The following is a 23,815-nucleotide window of genomic DNA, read 5'->3' as shown; positions in this document are numbered from 1 at the left end:
TGATGGCATGTTGCTTTGGTTCCAAGATTCAATTGATATCAATATGAACTCAAAAACAGCAACACTGATTGGACTGCTTGCCATTTTGCTTTGGAGTTTAATTGTTGCGCTCATTAAAGAAGTAAGTACTCAGTTTGGTGCAGTTGGTGGTGCGGCATTAATCTATACACTTGCTTCAATATTCTTATTACTTTCTGTTGGTTGGACGCCTCTCAAAAGTTTTCCAAAAACTTATTTGATTTGGGGTGCTTTTTTATTTGTCGCCTATGAAATTTGTCTTTCACTTTCAATTGGATATAGCCAAACAAATAGACAAGCAATTGAAGTCGGAATGGTCAATTATTTATGGCCAACTTTCACGATGGTTGCGGCGATTTTATTTAATCAACAAAAAGCAAATTTTCTGATCATTCCTGGCTTCGTTGTTTCTCTACTCGGTATTTGTTGGGTTTTGGGAGGAGAGCAAGGATTTGATTTGATTGGCATGGCTAACAATATTCAACAGAACCCACTGAGTTATGGATTGGCATTTCTAGGGACATTGTTGTGGGCGGCTTATTGTACCCTTACAGCACGAATCGCTCAGGGAGCAAATGGAATTACTTTATTCTTTATTTTGGTTTCGATCGTGCTTTGGATTAAATATCTTGTGATGGGGGGTAATAGCTTTATTTTTCATTGGTCATCCTCTATTTCCTTGGTTTTTGCTGCTGCTGCGATGGGCTTCGGCTATGCAGCTTGGAATGTTGGAATTTTGCATGGTAATGTGACATTACTGGCAGGAGCATCTTATTTTATTCCTGTGCTTTCCGCTTTTTTTGCTGCATTGTTACTGAGTACGCCATTAGGTCTTTCTTTTTGGTATGGTGCGCTGATGGTGTGTGTCGGTTCTATACTGTGTTGGTTGGCGACAAAGGCGAAGTCATAAGCAAAAAGTGTTTTTTATTCAAATCAGCTTGGTGAAATAGCTATTGATCAATGGTTTAAACTATTTATTGATTCAAAAATTTATCAAGCATTACAAAAATAACAAGTTATGCCTTTTTATATCAGAAAGAATGAGCCTTAATCTAAAAAGGCATAATAAAAATATGGTTTTAATCTATGACTTTTAAATATTTGAATAAACTGACGACAGCAACAATCATCGCCTTTACCTTATCAGGCTGTGCAAGTACTCCACTTGATCAAGATCGGTCAGAACAATTGTTCTTTGGTGGTTCGATCTTAACGATGGAAGGTATGACGCCAACATATGCAGAAGCCTTGCTGGTTAAAGATGGAAAGATCATTTTTGTTGGTTCAAAAAAACAGGCAGAGCATTTAGCAAATTCGAATGTTCAATCCATTGATTTAAAAAATAAAACACTTTTGCCAAGTTTTATTGATGCACACAGCCATGTAAATATGGTTGGATTCCATCAGATGGTTGCAAATCTTTATCCTGCGCCAGACGGTCAAGTTTCTGATATTGATTCTTTGGTTCAAGTATTAATTAACACAATGGAAAAAGCAAAATCCTCAAGTCATTCAAACGATGGGGGGATGGATTTTAGGAAATGGCTATGATGATGCGCAATTAAGTGAACAGCGTCATCTGACAGCAACCGATTTAGATCGAGTTTCCAAAGATCAGCCCGTGATGATCTTACATCAATCAGGGCATCTCGCTTCAGTGAATCACAAAGCTAAATATCAATAAAAATACTGAAAATCCAGCAGGGGGGATTATTCGTCGAGAAGCAAATTCGAATGTTCCTAATGGGGTGCTGGAAGAGTCCGCATTATTTACTGCGATTGGTTCAATATTCAAAGATGTGCCACCGCAAGTGATGTTTGAAATTGCTCGTAAAGGTCTTGATGCTTATGTCAAAAATGGTTTCACTACAGTACAAGAGGAACGAGCAGATCAAGGTACGACGGAGATGTGGCAGGCGCTTGCCAAGCAAAATCAACTTCCGATAGATGTCGTATCTTATCCTGATATCACCACTAGCCAAGAATATATGCTTAAGCAAGGAAGTAGCCGACAATACGATCATCACTTCCGTATAGGTGGCGTTAAAATCAGTTTAGATGGTTCACCTCAAGGTAAGACTGCATGGTTAACTCAAGCCTATAAGATTCCACCTGAAGGTAAAGATAAAAATTATAAAGGCTATCCAGCGATCAAAGACGATCAACAGGTCGATCAATATATTAATGTAGCCTTCAAACATGGCTGGCAAGTGCTCGTTCATGCCAATGGAGATGCGGCAATAGATCAGTTTATAGGTGCTGTCAAAGATGCTACGGCAAAACAAGGTAAAGCAGACCGCAGAAGTGTATTGATTCACTCGCAAACGATTCGAGATGATCAACTAGACCAATTGAAGGCTTTAGATATTATTCCTTCGTTCTTCTCATTACATACCTATTATTGGGGGGATTGGCATCGCCAACAAACACTAGGCGAGACGCGAGCAGCACATATTTCCCCAACAGCAACTGCACTAAAGAAAAATTTAATCTTTACCGAACACCATGATGCTCCCGTTGTTCCACCACATAGCATGATGATGCTCGATGCTACAGTCAATCGCGTGACGCGTAGTGATTATGTTCTAGGTGCCGATGAACGTATAAGTCCTTATCTTGCCTTAAAATCGATGACGGATTGGGCTGCTTATCAATATTTTGAAGATCAATATAAGGGTACCTTAAAGCAAGGAAAGCTCGCTGATTTAGTGATTTTAGATAAGAACCCACTGACTGTACCAAGCCGAGAAATCAAAAAAATTAAAGTTTTGGCGACCTATAAAGAAGGTAAATTTATTTATCAGCAGTATTCAAAATGAAGACATAAAAAACCAGCTCAAAGGAGCTGGTTTTTTATAAATCATGAATGCTTAAAATGATTAGATATCATCTAAGTTAATGCCTAAACGTGCAGCAACTTCTTCATAAGCTTCAACCACACCGCCTAAACCTTGACGGAAGCGGTCTTTATCTAATTTTTTCTTGGTATCTTTATCCCATAAACGGCAACCGTCTGGAGAGAATTCATCACCCAATACGATGCGGTCATGGAACACACCAAACTCAAGTTTGAAATCAACAAGAATCATATTACCTGCATCGAATAATGCTTTAAGTACATTATTCACTTGGTAAGTAAGTTCTTTCATTTTTTCAAGTTGATCAGCAGTTGCCCAACCTAAAGCGATTGCTTGCGATTCATTTACCATTGGATCGCCAAGAGCATCATCTTTGAAGAATAATTCAAATGTAGGAGGCGTTAACTCTTTGCCTTCTTCAACACCTAAACGACGGCAAAGTGAACCAGCAGCATAATTGCGGATGACACACTCTACAGGAATCATTTGAAGCTTTTTAACAAGTACTTCCGTTGGAGAAAGTAACTTTTCAAAATGAGTTTCAATACCTGCTTCAGCCAACTTCTCCATGATGAAGGCGTTAAAACGGTTGTTGACCTTGCCTTTACGATCTAGTTGTTCGATTTTTTCGCCATTGAACGCAGAGGCATCATCACGAAAGACTAAAATCAGGTGGTCAGCATTATCTGTTTCATACACAGATTTTGCTTTACCAGTATAGAGCAAGGTTTGTTTTAACATGGGGGAACCTTTTGAAAAATATGCCTAGTAAACGACTAGGCTGGCCAATTTTGATAAATCTGGGCTAATACTTCAGTTGCGACAGTAGGGTCAGCAAAAGTTGTATCTAGCTTAAACAGAGCAACAGTATTACTTGAGCCCACAGCAGAGAGTTTGAGTAGGTAATTTTGATCACCTACAGTAATCGTCGCCTCATAACCATTATCTGCTTGAGAGACAATCTTATAGTTGAGACTACTCAATGTTGCGAAAGTGTATTGCCAAGCTGCAGCAGTTGGACCTTCAACTTTAAGTAACGGGTTTTTATTGCCATCCATTACAAGTTGAGGACGACCTAAAGTTGCTGTAGTCGCATCACTGGTATTCGCTGTTGCCTGCATCGGATCAGGGCGAGGTAAAGCGTAACGGTTGCCACTTTTATTTTCGAATGTAGGTGCATGTTGAATCGCAAGTGGATCAACCGTTGGAGCTGGATACAATGGTGTAAATGGTCTTACCGTTGCATTCTCAGGGAATTTGAGAGGTTCCAGTGTTTTCGCATTTTTATAATCTAATGAGTGATTATTGAGGGCAAAGCGACCACAACCAGCCAAACTTAAAGCTGAAATAACAAGGACAACACCAAGACGTAATTGCATCATAAATTGCTCGTATTAAATTATTCCCGCAGCTTTTAGACTGTTACGGATAGGTTCACGATATTGTTCAGCGAGAGGGGTTAGCGGTAAACGAAGACCAGTGCTAATATAACCCATCTCATGCAAAGCCCATTTCACAGGAATTGGGTTTGATTCGCAAAACAAAATATTGTGTAGATTTGCAATTTGTTGATTTAAACGTTGAGCTTTTTCTTTGTCGCCAGCTAAAGCAGCTTCACAGACGTCGCTCATTTGCTTTGGTGCAACATTCGCAGTTACAGAGATGTTGCCTTTAGCACCTAGTAGCATCAGTTCCCAAGCAGTTTCATCATCGCCTGAGTAAACAGCCATTTTACCAGCTAAACCTTCGATGAGAGCTTGTCCGCGAGGAACATCGCCTGTTGCATCTTTGATACCAATAATGTTTTTCACATCTGCAAGACGAATAACAGTTTCATTTTGCATATCCACGCCTGTACGACCTGGAACATTATAAAGAATTTGTGGAATATCAACGGCCTCAGCGATAGCTTTATAGTGTTGGTATAAGCCTTCCTGAGTTGGTTTATTATAATATGGCGTTACAAGTAATGCTGCATCTGCGCCTAATTCTTTCGCAGCTTTGGTCAGCTCAATCGCTTCGCGTGTTGAGTTTGCACCTGTACCCGCAATAATCGGAATACGTTTGTTTGCAACACGAATCACCTCTTTAATGACCTGAGTATGTTCTTCCATACTAAGGGTCGATGCTTCGCCTGTTGTGCCGACCGCAACGATACTGTGAGTACCTTGTTGGATGTGCCACTCAACAAGCTTCTCAAGACTCTTCCAATCTACGCTGCCATCTTCATACATAGGGGTGACGATTGCGACAATTGAGCCTTGAATATTCTGTGCTAGCTGAGTCATTTTGAAAAAATATCCTATTTTCCCATCCGAGATTGAAGTATTTGAAACGAAATATTGGATGGTTGCAGTATTTTGATTCGTCACTCAATCAATATGGTGAGTTGAATGACAATTATGCAAATTATGACTGATCAGCGACATAAGAACAATATGCTTTAGTTAAACTGTGGAAAACTTTAATTGATCTTTGTATTGAATTCTTTTCATTTGCTGAAAAAGTTAAACATGACTAGTCATAGAACAAGCAGCAGCGTATTTTAGAATGATGGAATTTAAATAGGTTGATCAAATGCTTAAGCAAGTAAAACAAAGTGTTTTAATTGTAGTGGATGTGCAGAATGGTTTCACGCCAGGAGGAAATTTAGCGGTGGCAAACGCCGATGAAATTATTCCGAAGATTAATCAACTTGCACAAAAGTTTGAGCATATTGTGCTAACGCAGGACTGGCACCCTGACCAACATATTTCTTTTGCAGATAATCATCCCAATAAAAATCCCTTTGAGACCATCGAATTGGATTATGGTCGCCAAGTATTATGGCCTAAACATTGTGTTCAAGGGACGCATGATGCTGAATTTCATCCCCATTTAAATATCCCGACAGCCCAACTGATTATTCGAAAAGGTTGCCATCAAAATATTGATAGTTATTCAGCTTTTATGGAAGCAGATCGTAAGACACCAACTGGATTGAATGGATATTTGAGAGAACATCAGATAAATACTGTGTTTATCGTTGGGATTGCTACAGATTTTTGTGTCGCTTGGACTGCGATTGATGCTGCTGAACTGGGTTTTGATACTTATGTGATAGAAGATGCCTGCAAGGCAATTGATTTAAACGGCTCTTTGCAACAAGCATGGCAAGATATGTCGCAGAAGGGCGTGCATCGCATCGAAGCCTCCAGCATTTTGCTTTAAACTTGTGGTTTATATCCCAAAACAGCTACACTTTATCGAGTGATGCTTTGTATTTACCCAGATTTATTTGAGAGTTGTATGATTGACGAATTAGATGATTTTGATAAAAAAATTATTCATCATTTACAACTCAATGGTCGTTTAGCTAATCAAGAATTGGCTGAGCTGGTGGGGCTTTCGACCTCGCAATGTTCTCGTCGACGAATCCATTTAGAACAGACCAAAGTGATTACAGGATATTATGCTCAGGTGGCTCTGAGCGCAGATCCCACGCCAATTATGGGAATTATTGAAGTTAAATTGCAGAATTATAATGATGCGACGCATGATCGCTTTGTCGACTTTCTCTTAAGAGAACCTGCGGTTAAAGATATTCATAAACTTACAGGCAGTTATGACTTTGCACTTAAAGTCGCTGTTAAAAGCTTAGATGAAATGGTAAAACTGATTGGGATCTTGTCCTCCAGTGATTTTGGTGTAAGTAACTTAAATACCTCAATTGTTTTAGAAAAATTAAAAGAAAATGGCATCGCGATGAAATAAAAAATTTGATCTATGACGCTAAAAGCTGATTAGTCAAATTGCTGGATATTCATATCTGATTGATCATTCGAAATCCGTTATTGTGAATATAAATTGCATTTATGATAAAAAATATAAGAAAAAATTGCGAAAATTAAATAAAAATGATCAAATATGTCATATCTTTTTTAAAGATCTCTCCCTTCTGTTGTTCTCCTATTGAGTTATACCATTATGAATACCGATCAAAATGTATCTTTGGTAAGTCCAGTCATGTCTGCAATAGATCAGCATTCTAAGATTGAGGATGCCTTGGCCATGTTAATCGGTACCTTCATTTTATCTTTTGCGATGACCCTATTGCAGCAAGCGGGCATTATGACAGGTGGTACAGCTGGTCTATCCTTACTCATCCACTATGTGACCGATATTAAATTCGGGGTACTCTTTTTCCTGATTAATATTCCATTTTATTATTTTGCTTATAAAAAGATGGGTATGGGGTTGGTGGTCAAAACCTTCATTGCTGTTGCTTTACTGGCTAGCTTTACAGAGACCATTCCACATTTTTTTCAGTTGTCTGATGTCAATCCGATTTATGCAACTATCTTTGCAAATGTATTGATGGGAGTCAGTTTTTTGATCTTATTTCGACATCGTTCGAGTTTAGGTGGAATTAACTTGTTGGTTTTATATCTGCAAGAGAGATTTAAAATTCCTGCTGGAAAAGTACAGATGGGCATCGATGTTGCAATTTTACTGGCATCGTTATTTTATGTGGATTGGAAGTTAATTCTATTTTCAATTTTGGGTGCGGTAATTTTAAATTTAATTATTTTATTGAATCATAAAACCAGTCGTTATATTGCTTAATACGATTAAAAGTTTCTAAAAAGAAATGGAAGAAAGGCGATGTAATGAGACAATATAGTTTCATACTGGATTTTTCGTAAGTTATTGATATTTATTTCATCATAAAACAATAAAGTTTCATACTACTTTTTGGTTTAGAGTATCCAAGATGGAAAAAGAAACAATAAAGTTTCATACTGAATAACGAAAAGCTCTGTAAAGTCTTTTACCATGGTTCACTAAGTTTATTCACAATATCTCTACGTGATAGAACTGTAGCACAACGTTCCCATAGATGGGCATCTGGATCAAGGGTGCCGCGGTACTTCACTGAGAAAGCATCTTGTGCTTTTTTACGCTCGTGCATGTATTCATTCATGCGACTATTGAGCTCTTCCTCATTGTCGATCCATTCGTCATCAATTGTATCAGGGAGACTGCCAAAAATGTCGTATGTATCGCGTAAACGTTCTGACAGCACGTTATAGACTTTCTCATCCTGTGTTTCACTGTATACAAGGTTGAGCATATCTACAAACTTACGTGTCTGACCAAAACGTTTGATTCGCCCAAGCCGCTGTTCCAACCGTGATGGATTCCAAGGTAGATCGATATTGATGAGTGTCCCAAGGGTTTGTAGGTTTAAACCTTCACAGGCGGCATCTGTAGCAACTACTAATCGGATTTCGCGTGTCTTTACTGCAGATTTAATAACTTCACGTTCTACATTATTAAATTGCTCACCTTTGAATAACCCACTTTTGCCAACACCAGCATAAACAGCTACTACTTCGCCTTTAAAGGACTTGGCTAGTTCTTTCGCTATCCACTCTGCTGTGTCGTAATACTGGCTAAAGATAATACAACCATGTTCCATCCAAGTTTTTCCATCGGTGCGGAAGTCCGTTAAGAACCATTTCACTGTGTTTAGCTTTGAATCAACGGCCTCGGGGCGTGATAGTTGTGTTTCTATAGCTTTTAAACAGGCTACTTCTGCGGGAGTCATTTCGGAGAGTACATGTTCAACATCTGCAATCAAATCTTCGTCTTCATCAGAAACGGTATGTTTTAGCATCTTCTGAGCAGTTTTTAAACCCGACGCAAAGCTAGAACAGATCCGTTGCAGCATCAAAGATTTCATGAAACCTGCGGATCGTGTACGAGACTGAAGCAGCTTGCTGAACTCTTCTGCTTTTTCGTAAGCTACCTGGAATGGTGTATTGGTCGGAATTCCAAGCCCTACAAATCGGGCTTGATACTGAGCCAGATTGCGTGCTATTGGGTGTGTGTATACTCCAACTCGCTCTAAAAGACCGTCATCTTCCAGTTGTTTACGCTTGCGTAGTACAGTATGACGAAGGATGGGATTATTTTCTTTAAAGAAATCAGCTGACATGCATTCTGAGAGCCATAGACTTTGAATCATATAGTCGAGGTCCTCAAAACGATGTGAACAACCAAAGGATTTATTATCAATCGACAAGTAATCACGTATTTGCTGGACAATGTGGTGTTCTTTTCCTGGAGGTAAAGGATTACTTAACCAATGCCAGACTTCAGCCTCAGATGTTATCTGAGCCTTGCCAGTGATCAAAGGTATGGCTTGTTCATGATCATGCCATGGTGATAAGGCATCACCTAACACAAACTCTGCGCCGCTATTTAAAATACCTATTAAATCCCAAAGTTCTCGAACATTAGTTTGAATAGGTGTCGCTGTACCCAGTATCAGATGCCGCGTGCGCCTGCCAATCTGTTGCATGAAGGCCATGAGATTATTAGGCTCTATAGCCTGATCACCCAAGCCACCACGAACACGAGCTTTATGCGCTTCATCCAGAATAACTGTGCCAAAACGATTCTTCAGAAGCATTCCAGCTTCCTTAACGAAGTCAGCCTTCTCACGTTGGTGCATAATTAGACCAGTAGAGACAATTGCAATTCGATAAGGACATTTCTTGATGGAGGAAGCATCACCTCGGGGTGAGAGTATTTGTCCCTCTACACTTAGCCAGACCTTTTTCTGTGAAGACCAAACTGCAGCAGGAACACCAAGTTTGTCCATCATTTCGATTTGCCACTGTATGGTGAGCGTAGATGGTGCCAAAATCAGAACAGGGCCATCATCAAGCAGAGCACTAACTAATGCGCTGGTCGCCATTGATAGCGTTTTACCCACCCCTACTTCATCAGCTAATAGTAGGCGAGCCTTGCCATAGACTTCTCGATGCTCCAGAAACATCGTGACAAATGATCGTTGCCATGGCTGTAATTGTTCACCCCCTCTATATATCGGTGCTTCTGCCATAGCTGCGGCTGGCACTTCATCTGGTTTTAATACCTCAATGGTTATTTCTTTACGATGAGCTACTCTTGTGATTTCAGCTAGAATCGCTTCAGGTAATGGTACTCCATCGTTCCAAAGTGCCCAGAACTCCTTTTCTACCCAATCGGCACTTTCTTCATCGTCATCCTGCCAAACAAGCTCGTAATTGTGAGCAAAGGCACTTTTAGATTCATTCACCGATCCAATAAAAGACTTGCGACAGCCATTGTTGTAATGAATAGAGCCTGCCTTACCGTGCAGAAATAAACGGTCTCTAGGTACCACACGAATTTCGACATTACCCGATTGTAAAAGCCGATCCAAAATTTGATAACGTTCCTTTTTTAGAAGTGCTTCAGCTTCTACATCTACTTCATTCCAACGCTCTTTCAGTGCAGTATTTCTACCTGTGGCCACCTGAAAATCAGCTAGATCGAGCTCGGAGTTGCAGATGATCTTAACCTCTGGGATCTTTGCTATTTCTTCACCGACGAGTTCAAAAATAGAGCTCCTAAAATATCCAGCAATTCGGAAGTACTTGATTGCTCCTTTTAATGATTTAGCTAAGAATTCCGTATCTAATTTTTCCGTACGGGAAGAAAAACGCTGAATAGCCATAGATTATAACCTTTGGTTTCGAATAGCTTCAGCTAATATTCGAGCACAACTTGCTTCTAGCTCAGGATTGAATGTTTTGGTACTTTTTAAACCTTCACGTTTTTCTGCCAAGTAGTCTGCCATTTTTGCTAACAGTTGCTTATTAGGTAGGTAATTAGGACAGTTCTCCATTAGGTGTAACAATACATCATCTATTTCAACTTCTTTTGAGAGTTCAAACAAAGCGTAGAGTAAAGCCCGTAATGGTGTACCAGCCATTTCAGCATCACCTGACATCATGGCACTTCTGAATTCGGATGAGAGCTTTAACCTTGCAGAGTTTGCCTTTGAGACATCACTCATCAATTGATCAAAGTGGTGAACCTTAAATGCCTTGGCAAAGTTTTGGTAATTATCTAGAGTCTTAGAACCTTGATGTTCGATTTCTAACATCTTGAGGTAAAACCGCTCAACTGCTTGAAGTTTCTGCCATTCTCCTTTTTCAAAGCCGACAGGAACTAAAAATTGAACCGCAGTTTGTACCGCAAAATCAATCAGTTCATCAACGAAAGTCTTTTTGCCTTTTTTGCGTGGAGCCTCAGCTTCAGTGACCATATCTTTACCATCAATACGGGAGTAAGCTGTTAGAACTTTTAATGCCGCGGCATAACCAGCCATTTGCAAATCAGCATCAGTATAAAGACCTTCAGTACCTTGGGCACGAACTTTTTTATCCAGACCAATTAATGATTCGACTTGCTCTTTTACGGCTTCTTCTATTTCCCAACCCAAATCATCACGGAAGGTTTCTAGGTTCTGATGGCGCTTACGTAAGATTAGGATGATGGTGCCTTTCACATTGGAACCACCACGTAAAGCAGAATCAGTTTCTGTTACAACGTACCATGCGGCGGTTACTTGCAGACCGCTAGCCCAAATAATGTTGGCCATGTCTGCCCATATAGCACCGCTTTGATGGGTAAACATAAGAATTTGCAAACCATTGTCTGGCATCTTTTGGGCCATTTTGCGATAGACGGCAATCATCCCTGTTCGAAATCCGTCATCCTCTCCCTTAATTGCCAGAGATCGTCTACTGTCCCATGTCCATTGAGAAAATTTTTCTGGTGGATTTTTTCGTAACCAAGCAATAAAGAACTCAGTTATCTCTTCATATTTAACAGCATCTCCATACGGAGGGTCGGTTACATAAATATCATTCTCAACTTCAATGTCTTGAGCAGGGTGGCAATTGACGAATGTCTCTGATGGAAGAGGGAAATTATACGTCTTTTCTAATAAATACTTAGTGGCAAAAGAAAAAGGGCGCACCCCATAATTGTAAAATGTATTGAGTGCCTGATTGTAGAATGTTTGTGCGATAGATTCTCGTGCTGCACCAGTTCCATAGCGACACAGCTTCGTAGACCAATCTAAAAGCCTACTGAATGATACATATAACTGTTCAGAAAACTCGGGATCTGTTAACAATGTTTTTTTTATGATCCCTAACATTAAGAGCTGTCTTGGTGCGAACAAATGGTGCCAATAGGTCCAACCTCTTTCTCTAATTGGCTGGTCAGTGTTGTATCCTTTCTCAATCACCATATCAGGTATATAACCTTTTTCCTGCCATTCCTTAAAGTGATTCTCAACATAACTAATGACTTTAGCTTCTCGTTCTAAATCAGCTTGAGTTACTGAGCGGAATTCAGTTTCAAGTCGTGATTTTTCTTTAGCTACCTTTTCCCATTGCACGCAGTAAAGCCGTTCTTGAAAAATATCATCTTTTCTGGGAGTGAAATCTTCCTTTTCCCACTTTCGAAGGGCTGAAGTAGTATTTCTTCCGACGCGAATATCTCCTCGGATACTACTAATTTTTGATCTATACTCTTGATCAGGAGACGGGCTATGAATTAAATAACCTCCACTAACTGTTGGTTTATCCTGCATTTCCATTTCATTTTTATTTTTGCAGTACTTAACTTCTATCATATAACGTTTTTCTGATTCAATAGGAACCAAATTGACTACTACAAACTTGCTTGCACTAACAATGAGTGTTGGAAGAAGAGGAACGGCCCAACCACTTTCTGGACAAATGACCTCGACACAATAAAGATACGCTTTTGCTCTCCAGCCTTTACCATCGGTTTCAATGCCAAGTTCATCAATTTCTTGCTGAACTCTTTCGACTAATTTAGTTTGAGCAATGGTTAAGTTTGATATGTTCTCTGCAGGTGCACCAACAATATTAAAACTTCCCCATGTCAATAAACATGCCATAGGATTCAGATCAGAGGCATATACATTGCAGCCTAGTCGAGCCGCTTCAAAAGGAATTTGCCCTGAACCTGAAAATACATCTGCGACGTTTGGTCTATGACCAAAGCGAGCAATACCCATTTGCTCTACTAATTCAGGAATCGAGTTTGCTGATGTACCTAAATGGGTATTAACTTTATTCCAAATTAAGGAAAAAAGAGAGTCTCCAATTTCCTCGGCGCGTTTGCCGGCACGAACCTGATCATTAAATGGAAGGGTTAAATAATCACCAATATCATCACGTTTGGAAAGAGGCAAATTTTCTTCGATTCGCTTTTGCATTGCTTCGGGAGTCATACCCATAAGAAGCTCAAAGATTTCCAGGTCTTTCAAATGATTTTCTGTCGCTGGTAGCAGAGCACCTAAAATACAAGCTTTATTAAGAACTAAAGGCTTACGACCCTTCCAGTAACTACCCAAAGCAACTAAAGTTTTACTTTGTACAGCACTTTGCTCTTTAAAACTTTCTGCAGAAATTTTCTGCACAGGAAAAAGATGCTCAATCAAGGATGGTTTATCTTTCCATTCAAGGGGTTGCAATGCCATTAAATCTCTCCCTTTTCTATAAATCCAAATAGATCTTGTACTTTTTCTTCAGTTTGTAGCTTTTTAGATTTGGGTTTTATCTTGATTCCCAGTTTTATATTCGAACCATCAGAAAGTGCACAATACAGGGCTTTTCGCCATCCATGATAAGTTTGATCGTTACGACCTGCCTCGGCAGCAGTTTTACTATAAAGCCACCATCTTTCTTCTGGACGTAGAGCTAGCCATTTTTGACAAATAACTAGGCATTCATCGGGTGAGGCATGTTCGGCTGCCCAGCCTAATACACACAGTTCACGCCCTAGAAAACGATCAAGCTTTATTTTACCCGTAGACCAAGTACCTGTACTTTGGTTTTTCACCTTGAGGCGAGCATTGAAATCACGACGCACATCATCACGGATTTTGGTCCATAGTTCTCTAGCTAATATCAAGCGACATTCAATAGTTTCTCGACGTGATTCATCACCATCGAAACCATAATCTTCATAAATTGTTACTGCATCATGAGGTGCTGCAGGAATCTCTACATAAAAATGATGCATGCCAAACTCTGGAGACGCACCAAAATCAATGGTTTTATTCATTGCTGCTCTACCTCGCCACTTCCGATCTCTATACCTAACTGTTTAGTAAATTGTTCAAGGTCATGGCCAGTTTGGGTATATGCCTTTTTGAAAGTCATTACTACCGGTGCTTCTGGACTTAACAGAGTTTGTAAGTGGGCTAAAGCAGTCTCAATGAATTCTGCACTAATTTTCATTTCCCCTAGTGACATGTGTATCACCTTTGGAGCAGAACCAACCATCAAACTAACTTGTTCAAACTTGATACCTTTGTCTTTTGCTATATTTAGTCCTTCATAGGTTTTTGCTGAGCTATCCATACGTTTCGGTGAGGAGCTAACTAGTATGGCTGGTTTATCTTTAATGATGGGGATTTCTTTTGAACCAGATGCAGCAAAGGTAAAGTTTCGCTTTTCTTCTAAACCCTCACATTCAGCGAAAACATAGACTGTGGTCTCTTCATCAGATAGTTGAATTGGGACAGTGTATGTTTCACCATTACGCGCTTCGGAACCATCAAGAGTGTATTTTATAGAACCTCTGGGCGCTACAAACAATTCAACCGTTCTTGAAATCTCATCAAAACGATTGCGTAAAGTTAGGTGATTCTTCCAAGTAGTTGGGTCGCCAGTAAGATTTTTACCGGTCGGATCCACTGCTAAGAATTGTACTTTTAACGCCTTAGTTGCCAAAGTATTATCGCTGAGCACTGGACTGCTTTGAGATACGTCACCATCTTCAGCATAATAAATACGAGGGCTATTGCCTGCATTGGCTACATCAATTCTCAAACGAACTGTACCAGCATCATCTGGTGATGAATCTTCACTGATTATGACTTCAGTAGTTTTGGGTTTGGGTTTTTTCGTAATGTAGCCATTTCCCAAATCTTCCCAGACACCACGTTGGTAAGCTTCTATAGCTAGCTGGTCAAAACCTCGATTAGGTATCCATGGCATCTGTGTTTTTTGCTTCATTTTATCGAGTAGATCAGTTTTTCGGACTTCATCCAGAGTACCGAACAGTAATGATTCTGCTCTTGCTCTTAGTGCATCAAAGTTTTCAGTAATTTGGGTGTAGAGTTTGATCGGATCTGATGTCAGAGTCTTGACCACCTGACGCTCGCCATTATAAGCCTCGTTGGAAGGATAGGTATTATCTAATGCTTTAGGGCGTAGCACATCTTCGCCACGATTATTGCCAGGAAATAGGAGTTTATCAAATACTGAAAGTACAGTGGTTTGAAAATCTTGTTCATACTGTGCTTTCTTTTCATCTAATTCTTTACGCTGTGGATGAGACCCAGCAATCTCGTTGTCAGCTTTGGCTACGGCATAAACATGACGTGCAGCTTTCTCAATGCTGGCAATAGAGGACTTGTCGCCTGTTAAAACTAAGATATTATTTTTGTTCACTAAGCTTCTAAAGAAGTTTGCTACCACCCCTGGTGGAGTTTTTCCATCTGGGCTGATGATTAATAAGGCACGGCTATTCTTGAGAGTGGCATCAGCATCATCCATTTCAGGCAATGGCAGCACTTTTTCGTAGGCTTCCTTAGTTATTGGACGGTACATTTCCTCCAAGCGATGACGAATCAATTCATCAACTTTGTTCTGAGGTGCTTTATCTGCATATCCTTGAAGTTTTTTGGTAAGATTTTCCTGATGGCTGAAGTAGTTCCGACCTTCTTGTGTTTGATGCAAGTACCAAGCTGATTTTGTAAGCTCTACGAAGGCATTACGATAATCACTAGCTTGGTGGTTTGGAGCAATTAGGCACTCTAGCATTTCACTTTCGGTTAGGCCTTTAACTGAGTTTATAGCTGTAGAAAGGCTTGCAGTTAATAACAAAGAGCCTACCTGCTTCGCATATTGATTCCCATTGTTTAGATCAATAATTTGTGCGTGAGCACTATCGGTAGAATCCCAAAGATCTCTAGCAATAACATCACGCATTTCTGAAATTTCAGCTAATTTTTCGCGTACTTCGTGTATAGAAAGATCAAAATGTTGAGCGCCAATCAAATATATATCTTCATTACTTTCCCATACTGATTTGAGTAAGCGAGATACTAGTTCCATTAATCCACGAGTTTGTTTAAATTTTTCATTCTCTTTAAAAAGAGCAACAATACTTTTAAAGCTTGGATGAAATGGATAAGTTGATTCGATATCACTTGCAAGGGCTTCCGCACTACGTTCAACGGTTTTTGCTCTAGCCGCTTCAGAAAGTCTGGCTGCATAAATTGAGGCAATTTCAGAAATTTCATTTTTATTAGGTAATGATGAAAACAATCGCTTACGTAGAATTTCATAAATTTCGTTTGATTCTAAATTTACAGGTGTAATTGATACCTCAGCCCGACCTAATTCTTGTGTAGCATCGTCTAATGCTCTTTGAATCAATTTGCCACCTGTATCATATGCAGCCTCTAAGTCTGAGACAACAATACAGACATTTTTTTTCTTTTGTGCGGCCGTAAGCATGTTTGAGAAAGCTCTGGTTACTACATCTGCGATAGTTCCTTGCCCTAAAACTTGTGTGCTGTAGTAATGAAAGTAAGGGGGGATTTCGTCTAATAGAATTAAAATAGGTTCATCACCTTCGAAAAGATTTATCCAAGCTTGTTCATCAGGAGCTTTTGCGCCCGATTCCCAATATTCTTTAAAATCTTTTTCTTTGCCTAATTGGCGAGCTATTTCGCCCCAAAAGTATGTATGAGGGTTATTTCGCCCATTAAATGCTGCAATTTTTGCTGATATAAAATCGGATTGGTAGAGGGTTGAACTTAGAATTTCATCTCGAAGTTGGGCATCTTTGGCAAGTAAACCAAAACCGACCATTAAATGGGTTTTACCTCCACCCATAGCTTGTTTTAAGTGAAAAATAGCATCATTTGATTTACCAGCAAGGCGTGCTATACCTTTTGAAAGTAAATTTCTAAAACCATCTGTAATAAATGTTTTTTTAAAATATTCGCTGCCATCAGTATCATGAATAATTTGATCAAGCTGTTCGATTTGATCACCAACGTTAATTTCTAATGCTTTTGGCTGCAATTGGCATACTTGGTGAACAGTTTTCACTCCACAGCTCCTTTACTCTGACTTTCAGTTAGTTTGAATTTAATAAATGAGAACTTTGTAATTCTAAACGAAAATGATTAGGTTTGTGATCTTTATAAAAATTCTTAGCTTTACTATTTTCCAAAAATTGATTTTTCCCATGACTTTGAATTTTGCTTCGAAACAAAATTTTAGAAAAATAAGGCGGGAGAATACCCGCCAAGGGTTAAATCACTAATTGTAGTTTTGAGGTATTTGGCTTCTGATGATTGAGTTGAGTAATTTTATTCAATAAATCTAAAGAAATATTGAGCTCATTTGCAATGGATTCAGCTGATATTCTTTTTTTATTCAAAGCTTTGAAACAATTCTCTAGTAAGTGGGGAATTTCTCTTGGAATATCCTTATCCTCTGTTTCTAAGAGTGCTTCACCTGTACGTTTTAAATGAATATAGCCACTTCGATAACTTACGTCATCTATAAGCCCCAATGATTTGGCTCTATAAAGCAATGCAGCTTTACTGATTTTCCAATCCATTTTCATTTTACTTAACTTATTCCAGTTAAATCTGCCATTGAAACAATAACGGAAATGAGAGTTCATCATTTCTTGAGGAATTAGTAAGGCACTAGCAAATCGGTGAGCTTGGGATTCTGTAAGAGAGTCGCCAGTGACACAACCATCATGTAATACTAGATGTCCTAACTCATGTGCTAAATTAAATCGTTGGCGGCACGTACTGCTATCTTCATTATTAACGAAAATTGGACGTTTTGATGCAATAGAAAGCGCGTCTACTTCATTAGAAACGCTAGGAAATGTAGTAACAAAAATTCCAAGCATTTCACAGAGTTTAGTCATGTCACTGATAGGACCTAAACCCAAGTTAAAATGTTTCCTAAATTGCAGAGCAGCATTTTCAATATCTTGGAAGTTTTGTACATGATCAACTGAAGGAATAGAATATCTAGGTAGCCTTAAATTAGCTTCTATAAACTCTACTAACCTTTTTAAGTACTCACCTTGTGCAATGACCGACTGCTTTGTAAATACTTTTGCTGTTTTATTACTTCGGAAGTTTATTTGTTCTTCTTGCAAAATAGGATGAGAACTAAAAAAAATTTCCGTTTTAACATTAAAAAAGTTGCTCAGAACACCGATTAAATCTGATGTCGGAGCGACTTGATTCATTTCAATTTTATGCAAAAATTGACGAGATTTACCTACATGGGTTGATAAATCCTCTAGTGACAAATGGTTCAATTGTCTTAAGAGTCGTAATTCTAGGCCATTAAAATAAGTATTCATTTTCTCATCAACTTTTACCTATTTGCTGTTAAGGATTTATTCAATTTCACTTGTGTTGTCTAAATCATCATCAGCTAATAGATCATCAATATTGTAGGACTTCAAATCTGCTGGTTCTGGCAGAATAGCTTCTGGATCAAAAATAAATCTAGAAGTATTATTTGATGTCCAAGCAGTTATCGGCTGTAGTTTTTGGTTAAAACCAACAAAAGCAATAAATGTTTCTTCCTCATCAGTTCTAGCTGGAACTAAAATGAAGCGCCAAAAAACTGGTAAGTTATCATCGATTTCAAAGAGCTCGAAATTATGACTTTGCTTAAAAAAGTTGGGTCTTTTAGGTCTTAAATAATCAGATTCTTTGAAAAAACGGATTCCAGATGTATTCCCGATTTTAAATGTGAATTTATTCGATGAATCTTCCAAAGAGGTTGATACAGGCGCATTACCATTACGAATTACACGTGAAAATCTATTGCGACAACGGCCAAAAATAGTACAACTAATTGTGTAGTTATCATCATCTTGGCTGTTAAGATCACGTAATGTTTGAGAGTGGACCTCTAACATATGATTAGCAAAATAACTTAATATTTCGTTATTTAATGAGGAATCATAATAGTTAGGGGGAGGATTCTTCGATAAATCCATAAAGTAAGCCCTAGTAAGATGTTGGTTCTTAAAATTTATTGCAAATAAAAAAATATGTCAACCAAATTTTATTGCAAATATTTATATTTGTCACCTAGGAATTAAATGTAAAATATAGTTTTTTTATTGCTTTATATAAACTCCATTTTAGTCATTGAATGGTAAAAGCTGAGTATGCTTTATTTATAGTTTTTGCAATGATTGGAGCAATATTACTTCAAAGATTGAGTAGCTTTTCCATCCGTTGTAGCCACCCATTAAACTCATCATCAGATTCAGTTAGCTCTACTAAATGCTTGGGATGATTCAACGTATAAGGAGTCCCAAAATCTTGTAGACTTTCAACAGATGGCCATCGAAGAGAATTTTTAACAATCTTTTTAGCAATATCTTTAAAATTATGATTCCATTTATTGAGATCATAAATTTGTACAATCAATGTTGAGAGTGGTTTTGCGTTATCACTGGTATCAATTTCTAATATTGCATACCAGTGATTCTCAATAAAGAATCTAACCTCAAGTAGGCATCGATTGTTTCCGTCTAGTGTCCGATGCAGACGTGAACGTCCAACTTTTTGCAAATAGTGCAGTTTTTCTTCATATTTTAGATGATGTTTTAAGGCAAGTTGTTTTACAAGAAGTTTAAAAGCATCAAAACGTTGCATGTAGAGAGCGATCACGTCGCTGTCATCTTTTAATCCATTAAATTCGCCTTGAGCCCCATCTCCATTAACGGTTGGTTCACCTGTTCCAACACCGACTTCTTCGTACTCAGTCACATCATCATATCCACATGATCCGCTTTTCGTTTTTTTCTTCACGACTTTTCTTGTTTCAATAGGATTCGAAAAACTTAAGGATGTCTGAGGGATCTCTATTTCTACTAATTTTGAATTTGAATCACCTTCAATATCGTCATCTACCGAAGAATCATTTCCCCCTTGATTAGAGCCAGAAGAGCCTCCTCCAGAGCCTGTTGAATTACCTGATTTGAACTCAGGGCTTTCATAAAGAACGATTGGAGGAAGAGAGGTCTGAATATTATGAAGATCAGTGATTTCAAAGACTATATATTCATTTGTGGTGGGATCAAATCGACCAATCATTTTGAGTGAAATATTTACTAATTGTGGTGGTATAAAATGAAATTGCCAGGATGTTTTTTCTTCAAATTGCTTAGCTTCTAATTTGAAATAATGAGCAATACTTTCATAGGATTGCCTAGCGTTTTCATCTAATAATATCCATGAGAGTAATCTGCGGATGCCTTCATTACTAAATTGGCCTAAAGGAAATGTGCGGTGTGGTAGCACATGAATAACGGTCGTTGTCTGATCTATAGGATCAACAAAAAACTCTCTCGCTAAGATACCTTGATCAATACAGTTCCTTGCTAAATAGGCATTGTGAAAGAAAAGAACGCGTGCTAACTCAATCTGGGGTATACGGATATGCAGGAGATCTGGGTTTTGTTCACTACCTCTATTAAAATCAAATTCAAAATAATACCCTCTATTCTTTGAATCAACTTTAACTTTCCAATCTTCATTTGATTGAATATTGATATTAATTTTATACCCACCTTTACTACATTGACCGTCACTTGGATTCAGACATCGACCTCTTGCAAAAGCTGGTAAATTAGATAGACGTGAGTGCTTGACTGATAGTTCAGAATCAACATGGATTCCTAATTTAATATTCCAAGATTTTAAGTGATTAAATTTAAATATTTCACCTAAGAATGTAATTTTTGCATTTTCTGGGAAATTCTTAATTTTCATTAATTTAACCTTAAGTATTGTAATGCCATATTTAGAAATTTTGCCGTTTCAGAGGTCATACGCTCGTCACTCAAACCTGCTTTGCGTAAAATTCTCCAACGAGGTAAGTCTTGGCTTTGCATTTTTATTTCAATAAAAACTTGAGTTAACCGTCTAATTTGGTAGCTACTAATATCTTCGCTATAGCGTTTCAAAAATGATTGAGTAATGGGTAAACGATATAAATTTTTTTCAATAGTCGAAACATGGGTGATTTGTGAAAGCCACCATTTTGCAGAGCGTCGAGGACTATCTACATCCCAAATGAGCTCATTGTAGAGCTGAATAAGTTGTCTTACATAAGTAAGATCACGGTTGTACCAGTCAACTTTAGCTCCCTGTGGAATAAAGCCCTGATGGAAGGTTTGATTTATTTTCAATAGCCAGTCTTTATCATTACGGTATAGCCAAGCATATAAAGCTTGATCTATAGAACGAGCGGGTTTAATACCTAATTCTTTGACCAGTTTTAGCCATTTTTCTCTATATTCAAAGTGGTTGGGGTGCACACATATATTTAAATTTTGACTATTATTGTCTTTCGAGTCTTCATTTAAATTTTTAACTTGTTCTAGAATCGCTGAAAAAGTCCATTCTTTATTACTTAATGCTTCAATCACAACGATATGTTCCAGATAACTAAAACTTTTTCGGTGTTTTCTAAAGATACTTCTTAACCAACCTGTTTCAGATTTTAAGTCGCCTAAATTGTATTGTCTTAAAAATTTGGAAGACCATCGAGCAATGATTTTGTCTAAGATTTTGTCGTGACTAATGTAGTTTCGACCACGTATACAATGATTTTTTTGAGCAAGCTGATGGTAGAACCTTGTCCATTGCTCATAATGAGGTGACTCAGAAGACGGAAGAGACAATAATTCTAATAATTTCTTTGTAATAAATAGGCTATCTGATGTCGCTTTCGACTGAATTTGCTCAGGGCACGTTTGGTATGTTGGTGTGATGAAATCATGTCGATGTAATGATCTTAGTTCAATGATTGAGTCAATAAGTTCACCATGTATTGGACAACAAGCACCTTGTATTTGCCATAAGCGTGACCAATAAAGTTCACTATATAATTCTAACTGTTCTTTAAAACAGGCTGGGCAATAGCGGAGTTTATGGATGGGTTTAAGTCGTGACGCATTAACACCCAGAGCAAGATGAATTGAGCCTTGGGATACTTCAGCCATCCATTGTAAACACTGTTGCCGTCTATCCTCAGGTACAAAGGGGGCATAGATAGGGAAGAGCGTATGCTGATATGCAATATCCTCTAGGCTTAACTGATTGCTAGGATATTGGTTGATAATAGCGTTTAAGTGACAAGGGAGATCAACTGTAGCAATAACTTTGCGGTTTTGAAAAATTTCATCCAATAATTGTTTTGGACTGCTTAAAGCAAGACGGATTCCAGCCCTAGCCACAGTACTGTAAATGAGTTCATTCTGATATGGCAGAGGGAAATTTAGCATCTAACTCACCTGCTCAAACCAGCGTTCCATATTAAAAATAAGCTGAGTATGTTCTTTAAGATGTTGATAGAAATTTTGTTTCTCATCTTTTTGTGAGAATTGGAATCGTAAATCCTCTGTATCTAAAGTATGCCATTGATCTTGTTTAACCCTTTTACTTTTATTTTTAGGCTTTGGGTTAGTCTGAATATTTTTGCCTATATCATTCAGCCATATCATGACAATTGGCATAAGTTCTTGCATTGAAAGATGGGGATGTTGCTGAAAGGCTCGTTTAATAGTTGGTACTAAAAGTTCAGATTTAAAGTCTAGCCCAAGTAAAAGGTGATGTAAGCGTATAGCCTCTTTATTACCATTGTATTCACTCAAATCATCATACTCAGTAGATTCAGTATGCTTATCTACAATCATTTGTAATTTAAGAATTTGCTGATCGACTTCAGGAATAATTAGATCAGAAAACTGTATGATTTTTTCTGGATCTTTAGATCTAAGTGCATTGACCATTGGATGGATGGGCTTAAGTTCATCATGGTAAGTCTTTTTTAATAATTTAATTGTAATGCGTTCTAGACCAGATGTAATGGCACTAATTTGTGCAAGTACAAACAATTTGACAGCAATATCAAGAATGCCTTGGCTAAGATCATAAAGACATTCACGAATCTCATCAGAGAGATGCATATCTGCTTTGTTTAACCACTGATATTTCCATAAAGCATCGGTAAAAGCATTCCATTCAGATTTATATATGCGATTATTTAACTCAAGGTTTGGTTCATTTTTTATAGGTTCCCATAATACAGATCCAAATCCAGCAGCCCTACGGTTACCACGAAGATCATTAAATATATACCTTGCCTTTGGTGTACCTACCATGATGACGGGCAAACTAATCACATTAACGAGTGTGACAAAGAAATTTAACATTTTATCAGCACCGCCAGAGTTTTTGATATTAAGGTGCTGTATTTCATCAATAATAAGCAAGCCAATTGCATGAAAATTTGCAATCTGACGCATTAAATTGAGTAACGTTTCAACACCATGACGCTTTAAAGCGTATTTAGCTTCATAGTTGGTATCAAGAGCAATATCAACGGCTCTAAAGAAATGTAAGCACAAGCTTTTTAATGAACCGTCATGAGGACAGTCAATTTTTAAGTATACAATTTGGGTAAAGTTATACTTTTCGTGATAAATAACTTGTGGGTATACACTGAGAATATTATTGATTGTTGTAGTTTTACCGATTCCAGAACATCCGATAATACTCATACTTTGAGCTGTTGATCGAGCAGGCTCATACCTAAAAGCTGAAATATCTCCTTTCATTGTTCGCTCATAACCGTTCTGAATATGTTTGTTCAATTCTCCATTTGATATATTTCGACCGACATACCCTTGTCTTAACATAATTGAAAATTTTGTCCAAAGTTCAATATGTCGTTCAATTGGATGAAAAAAACTATTCAGCAATTGAGGAATAAGATGTATGCGCTGTGATGCTGGCAGGGATTGATCTGTAATATCGAAATTTACTTTTCCTCTCAAGGCCTTGATAATATCAGGCGTATCTAGAATAGGGGGTAATGCTTCAATGAATGGATTGCCAGCATAATGCCCAATACTAGGTTGATATTCCTTAACAATGACTTTATTACTCATTC

16 protein-coding genes and 1 pseudogene are annotated in these 23,815 nt (G+C 38.1%); 5 read left to right on the top strand and 12 right to left on the bottom strand.

From position 1 onward, the window contains the following. The first annotated feature begins 43 nt into the window (after window positions 1–43). Window positions 44–928 (top strand): aromatic amino acid DMT transporter YddG, encoded by an 885-nt coding sequence (gene yddG, locus F948_RS14335; RefSeq protein WP_026057385.1) that lies wholly within the window; start codon window positions 44–46, stop codon window positions 926–928. A 176-nt stretch (window positions 929–1,104) separates the two neighbouring features. Then, window positions 1,105–2,837: pseudogene (locus tag F948_RS14330) on the top strand (amidohydrolase). 60 nt (window positions 2,838–2,897) lie between these two features. Here the strand turns inward: F948_RS14330 and purC are convergent. From purC to dapA, 3 genes are read right to left on the bottom strand one after another with little or no spacing between them, the layout of a single operon-like run. Beyond that, window positions 2,898–3,617, bottom strand: coding sequence for a phosphoribosylaminoimidazolesuccinocarboxamide synthase (purC, locus tag F948_RS14325; protein WP_004965104.1), 720 nt, complete (start codon window positions 3,615–3,617; stop codon window positions 2,898–2,900). Between the two features lie 35 nt (window positions 3,618–3,652). Further along, window positions 3,653–4,255, bottom strand: a complete 603-nt coding sequence (locus tag F948_RS14320; RefSeq protein ID WP_020899820.1) for a hypothetical protein — start codon at window positions 4,253–4,255, stop codon at window positions 3,653–3,655. A gap of 15 nt (window positions 4,256–4,270) precedes the next feature. Beyond that, complete coding sequence (gene dapA, locus F948_RS14315) at window positions 4,271–5,164, bottom strand: 4-hydroxy-tetrahydrodipicolinate synthase (RefSeq protein ID WP_004951127.1); 894 nt, start codon at window positions 5,162–5,164, stop codon at window positions 4,271–4,273. A 289-nt stretch (window positions 5,165–5,453) separates the two neighbouring features. Here dapA and pncA point away from each other — a divergent pair, with 289 nt between their 5' ends. The 3 genes from pncA (at window position 5,454) to F948_RS14300 (ending at window position 7,481) form a co-directional block, all read left to right on the top strand. Next, window positions 5,454–6,086, top strand: coding sequence for a bifunctional nicotinamidase/pyrazinamidase (pncA, locus tag F948_RS14310; protein WP_004965102.1), 633 nt, complete (start codon window positions 5,454–5,456; stop codon window positions 6,084–6,086). 78 nt (window positions 6,087–6,164) lie between these two features. Beyond that, on the top strand, window positions 6,165–6,629 hold the full coding sequence (locus F948_RS14305) for an Lrp/AsnC family transcriptional regulator (RefSeq protein ID WP_004910252.1): 465 nt from the start codon (window positions 6,165–6,167) through the stop codon (window positions 6,627–6,629). A 213-nt stretch (window positions 6,630–6,842) separates the two neighbouring features. Further along, entirely contained in the window at window positions 6,843–7,481 is a 639-nt protein-coding gene (locus F948_RS14300) for a YitT family protein (protein ID WP_004910249.1), read from the top strand. Between the two features lie 205 nt (window positions 7,482–7,686). On the opposite strand, the gene F948_RS14295 is transcribed toward F948_RS14300, so the two are convergent. The 9 genes from F948_RS14295 to F948_RS14255 form a co-directional block, all read right to left on the bottom strand. Then, entirely contained in the window at window positions 7,687–10,404 is a 2,718-nt protein-coding gene (locus F948_RS14295) for a phospholipase D-like domain-containing anti-phage protein (RefSeq protein ID WP_004965100.1), read from the bottom strand. 3 nt (window positions 10,405–10,407) lie between these two features. Then, entirely contained in the window at window positions 10,408–13,254 is a 2,847-nt protein-coding gene (locus F948_RS14290; protein ID WP_004965098.1) for an anti-phage-associated DUF1156 domain-containing protein, read from the bottom strand. Beyond that, window positions 13,254–13,841, bottom strand: coding sequence for an anti-phage-associated DUF3780 domain-containing protein (locus tag F948_RS14285; protein WP_004965097.1), 588 nt, complete (start codon window positions 13,839–13,841; stop codon window positions 13,254–13,256). Before F948_RS14285 ends, F948_RS14290 begins: the two co-directional genes overlap by 1 nt. Beyond that, entirely contained in the window at window positions 13,838–16,906 is a 3,069-nt protein-coding gene (locus F948_RS14280; RefSeq protein WP_004965096.1) for an anti-phage-associated DUF499 domain-containing protein, read from the bottom strand. Before F948_RS14280 ends, F948_RS14285 begins: the two co-directional genes overlap by 4 nt. A gap of 205 nt (window positions 16,907–17,111) precedes the next feature. Beyond that, window positions 17,112–18,194, bottom strand: coding sequence for a helix-turn-helix domain-containing protein (locus F948_RS14275; RefSeq protein WP_004965091.1), 1,083 nt, complete (start codon window positions 18,192–18,194; stop codon window positions 17,112–17,114). 36 nt (window positions 18,195–18,230) lie between these two features. Then, a complete protein-coding gene (locus tag F948_RS14270) occupies window positions 18,231–18,842 on the bottom strand; it encodes a hypothetical protein (RefSeq protein WP_004965086.1) in 612 nt (203 codons plus the stop codon). Between the two features lie 217 nt (window positions 18,843–19,059). Then, window positions 19,060–20,628: a Tn7-like element transposition protein TnsE gene (locus F948_RS14265; RefSeq protein ID WP_004965082.1), complete on the bottom strand. Its 1,569-nt coding sequence runs from the start codon at window positions 20,626–20,628 to the stop codon at window positions 19,060–19,062. Next, on the bottom strand, window positions 20,628–22,145 hold the full coding sequence (locus tag F948_RS14260; RefSeq protein ID WP_004965080.1) for a TnsD family Tn7-like transposition protein: 1,518 nt from the start codon (window positions 22,143–22,145) through the stop codon (window positions 20,628–20,630). The genes F948_RS14265 and F948_RS14260 overlap by 1 nt, the downstream gene beginning before the upstream one ends. After that, a complete protein-coding gene (locus tag F948_RS14255) occupies window positions 22,146–23,813 on the bottom strand; it encodes an AAA family ATPase (protein WP_004965076.1) in 1,668 nt (555 codons plus the stop codon). It lies immediately after the preceding gene. Between the last annotated feature and the right edge of the window lie 2 nt (window positions 23,814–23,815).

The sequence above is a fragment of the Acinetobacter junii CIP 64.5 genome, from assembly GCF_000368765.1.
GTDB classification, from domain to species: Bacteria; Pseudomonadota; Gammaproteobacteria; order Pseudomonadales; family Moraxellaceae; genus Acinetobacter; species Acinetobacter junii.
This window is presented reverse-complemented; position numbering and strand designations above follow the sequence as displayed.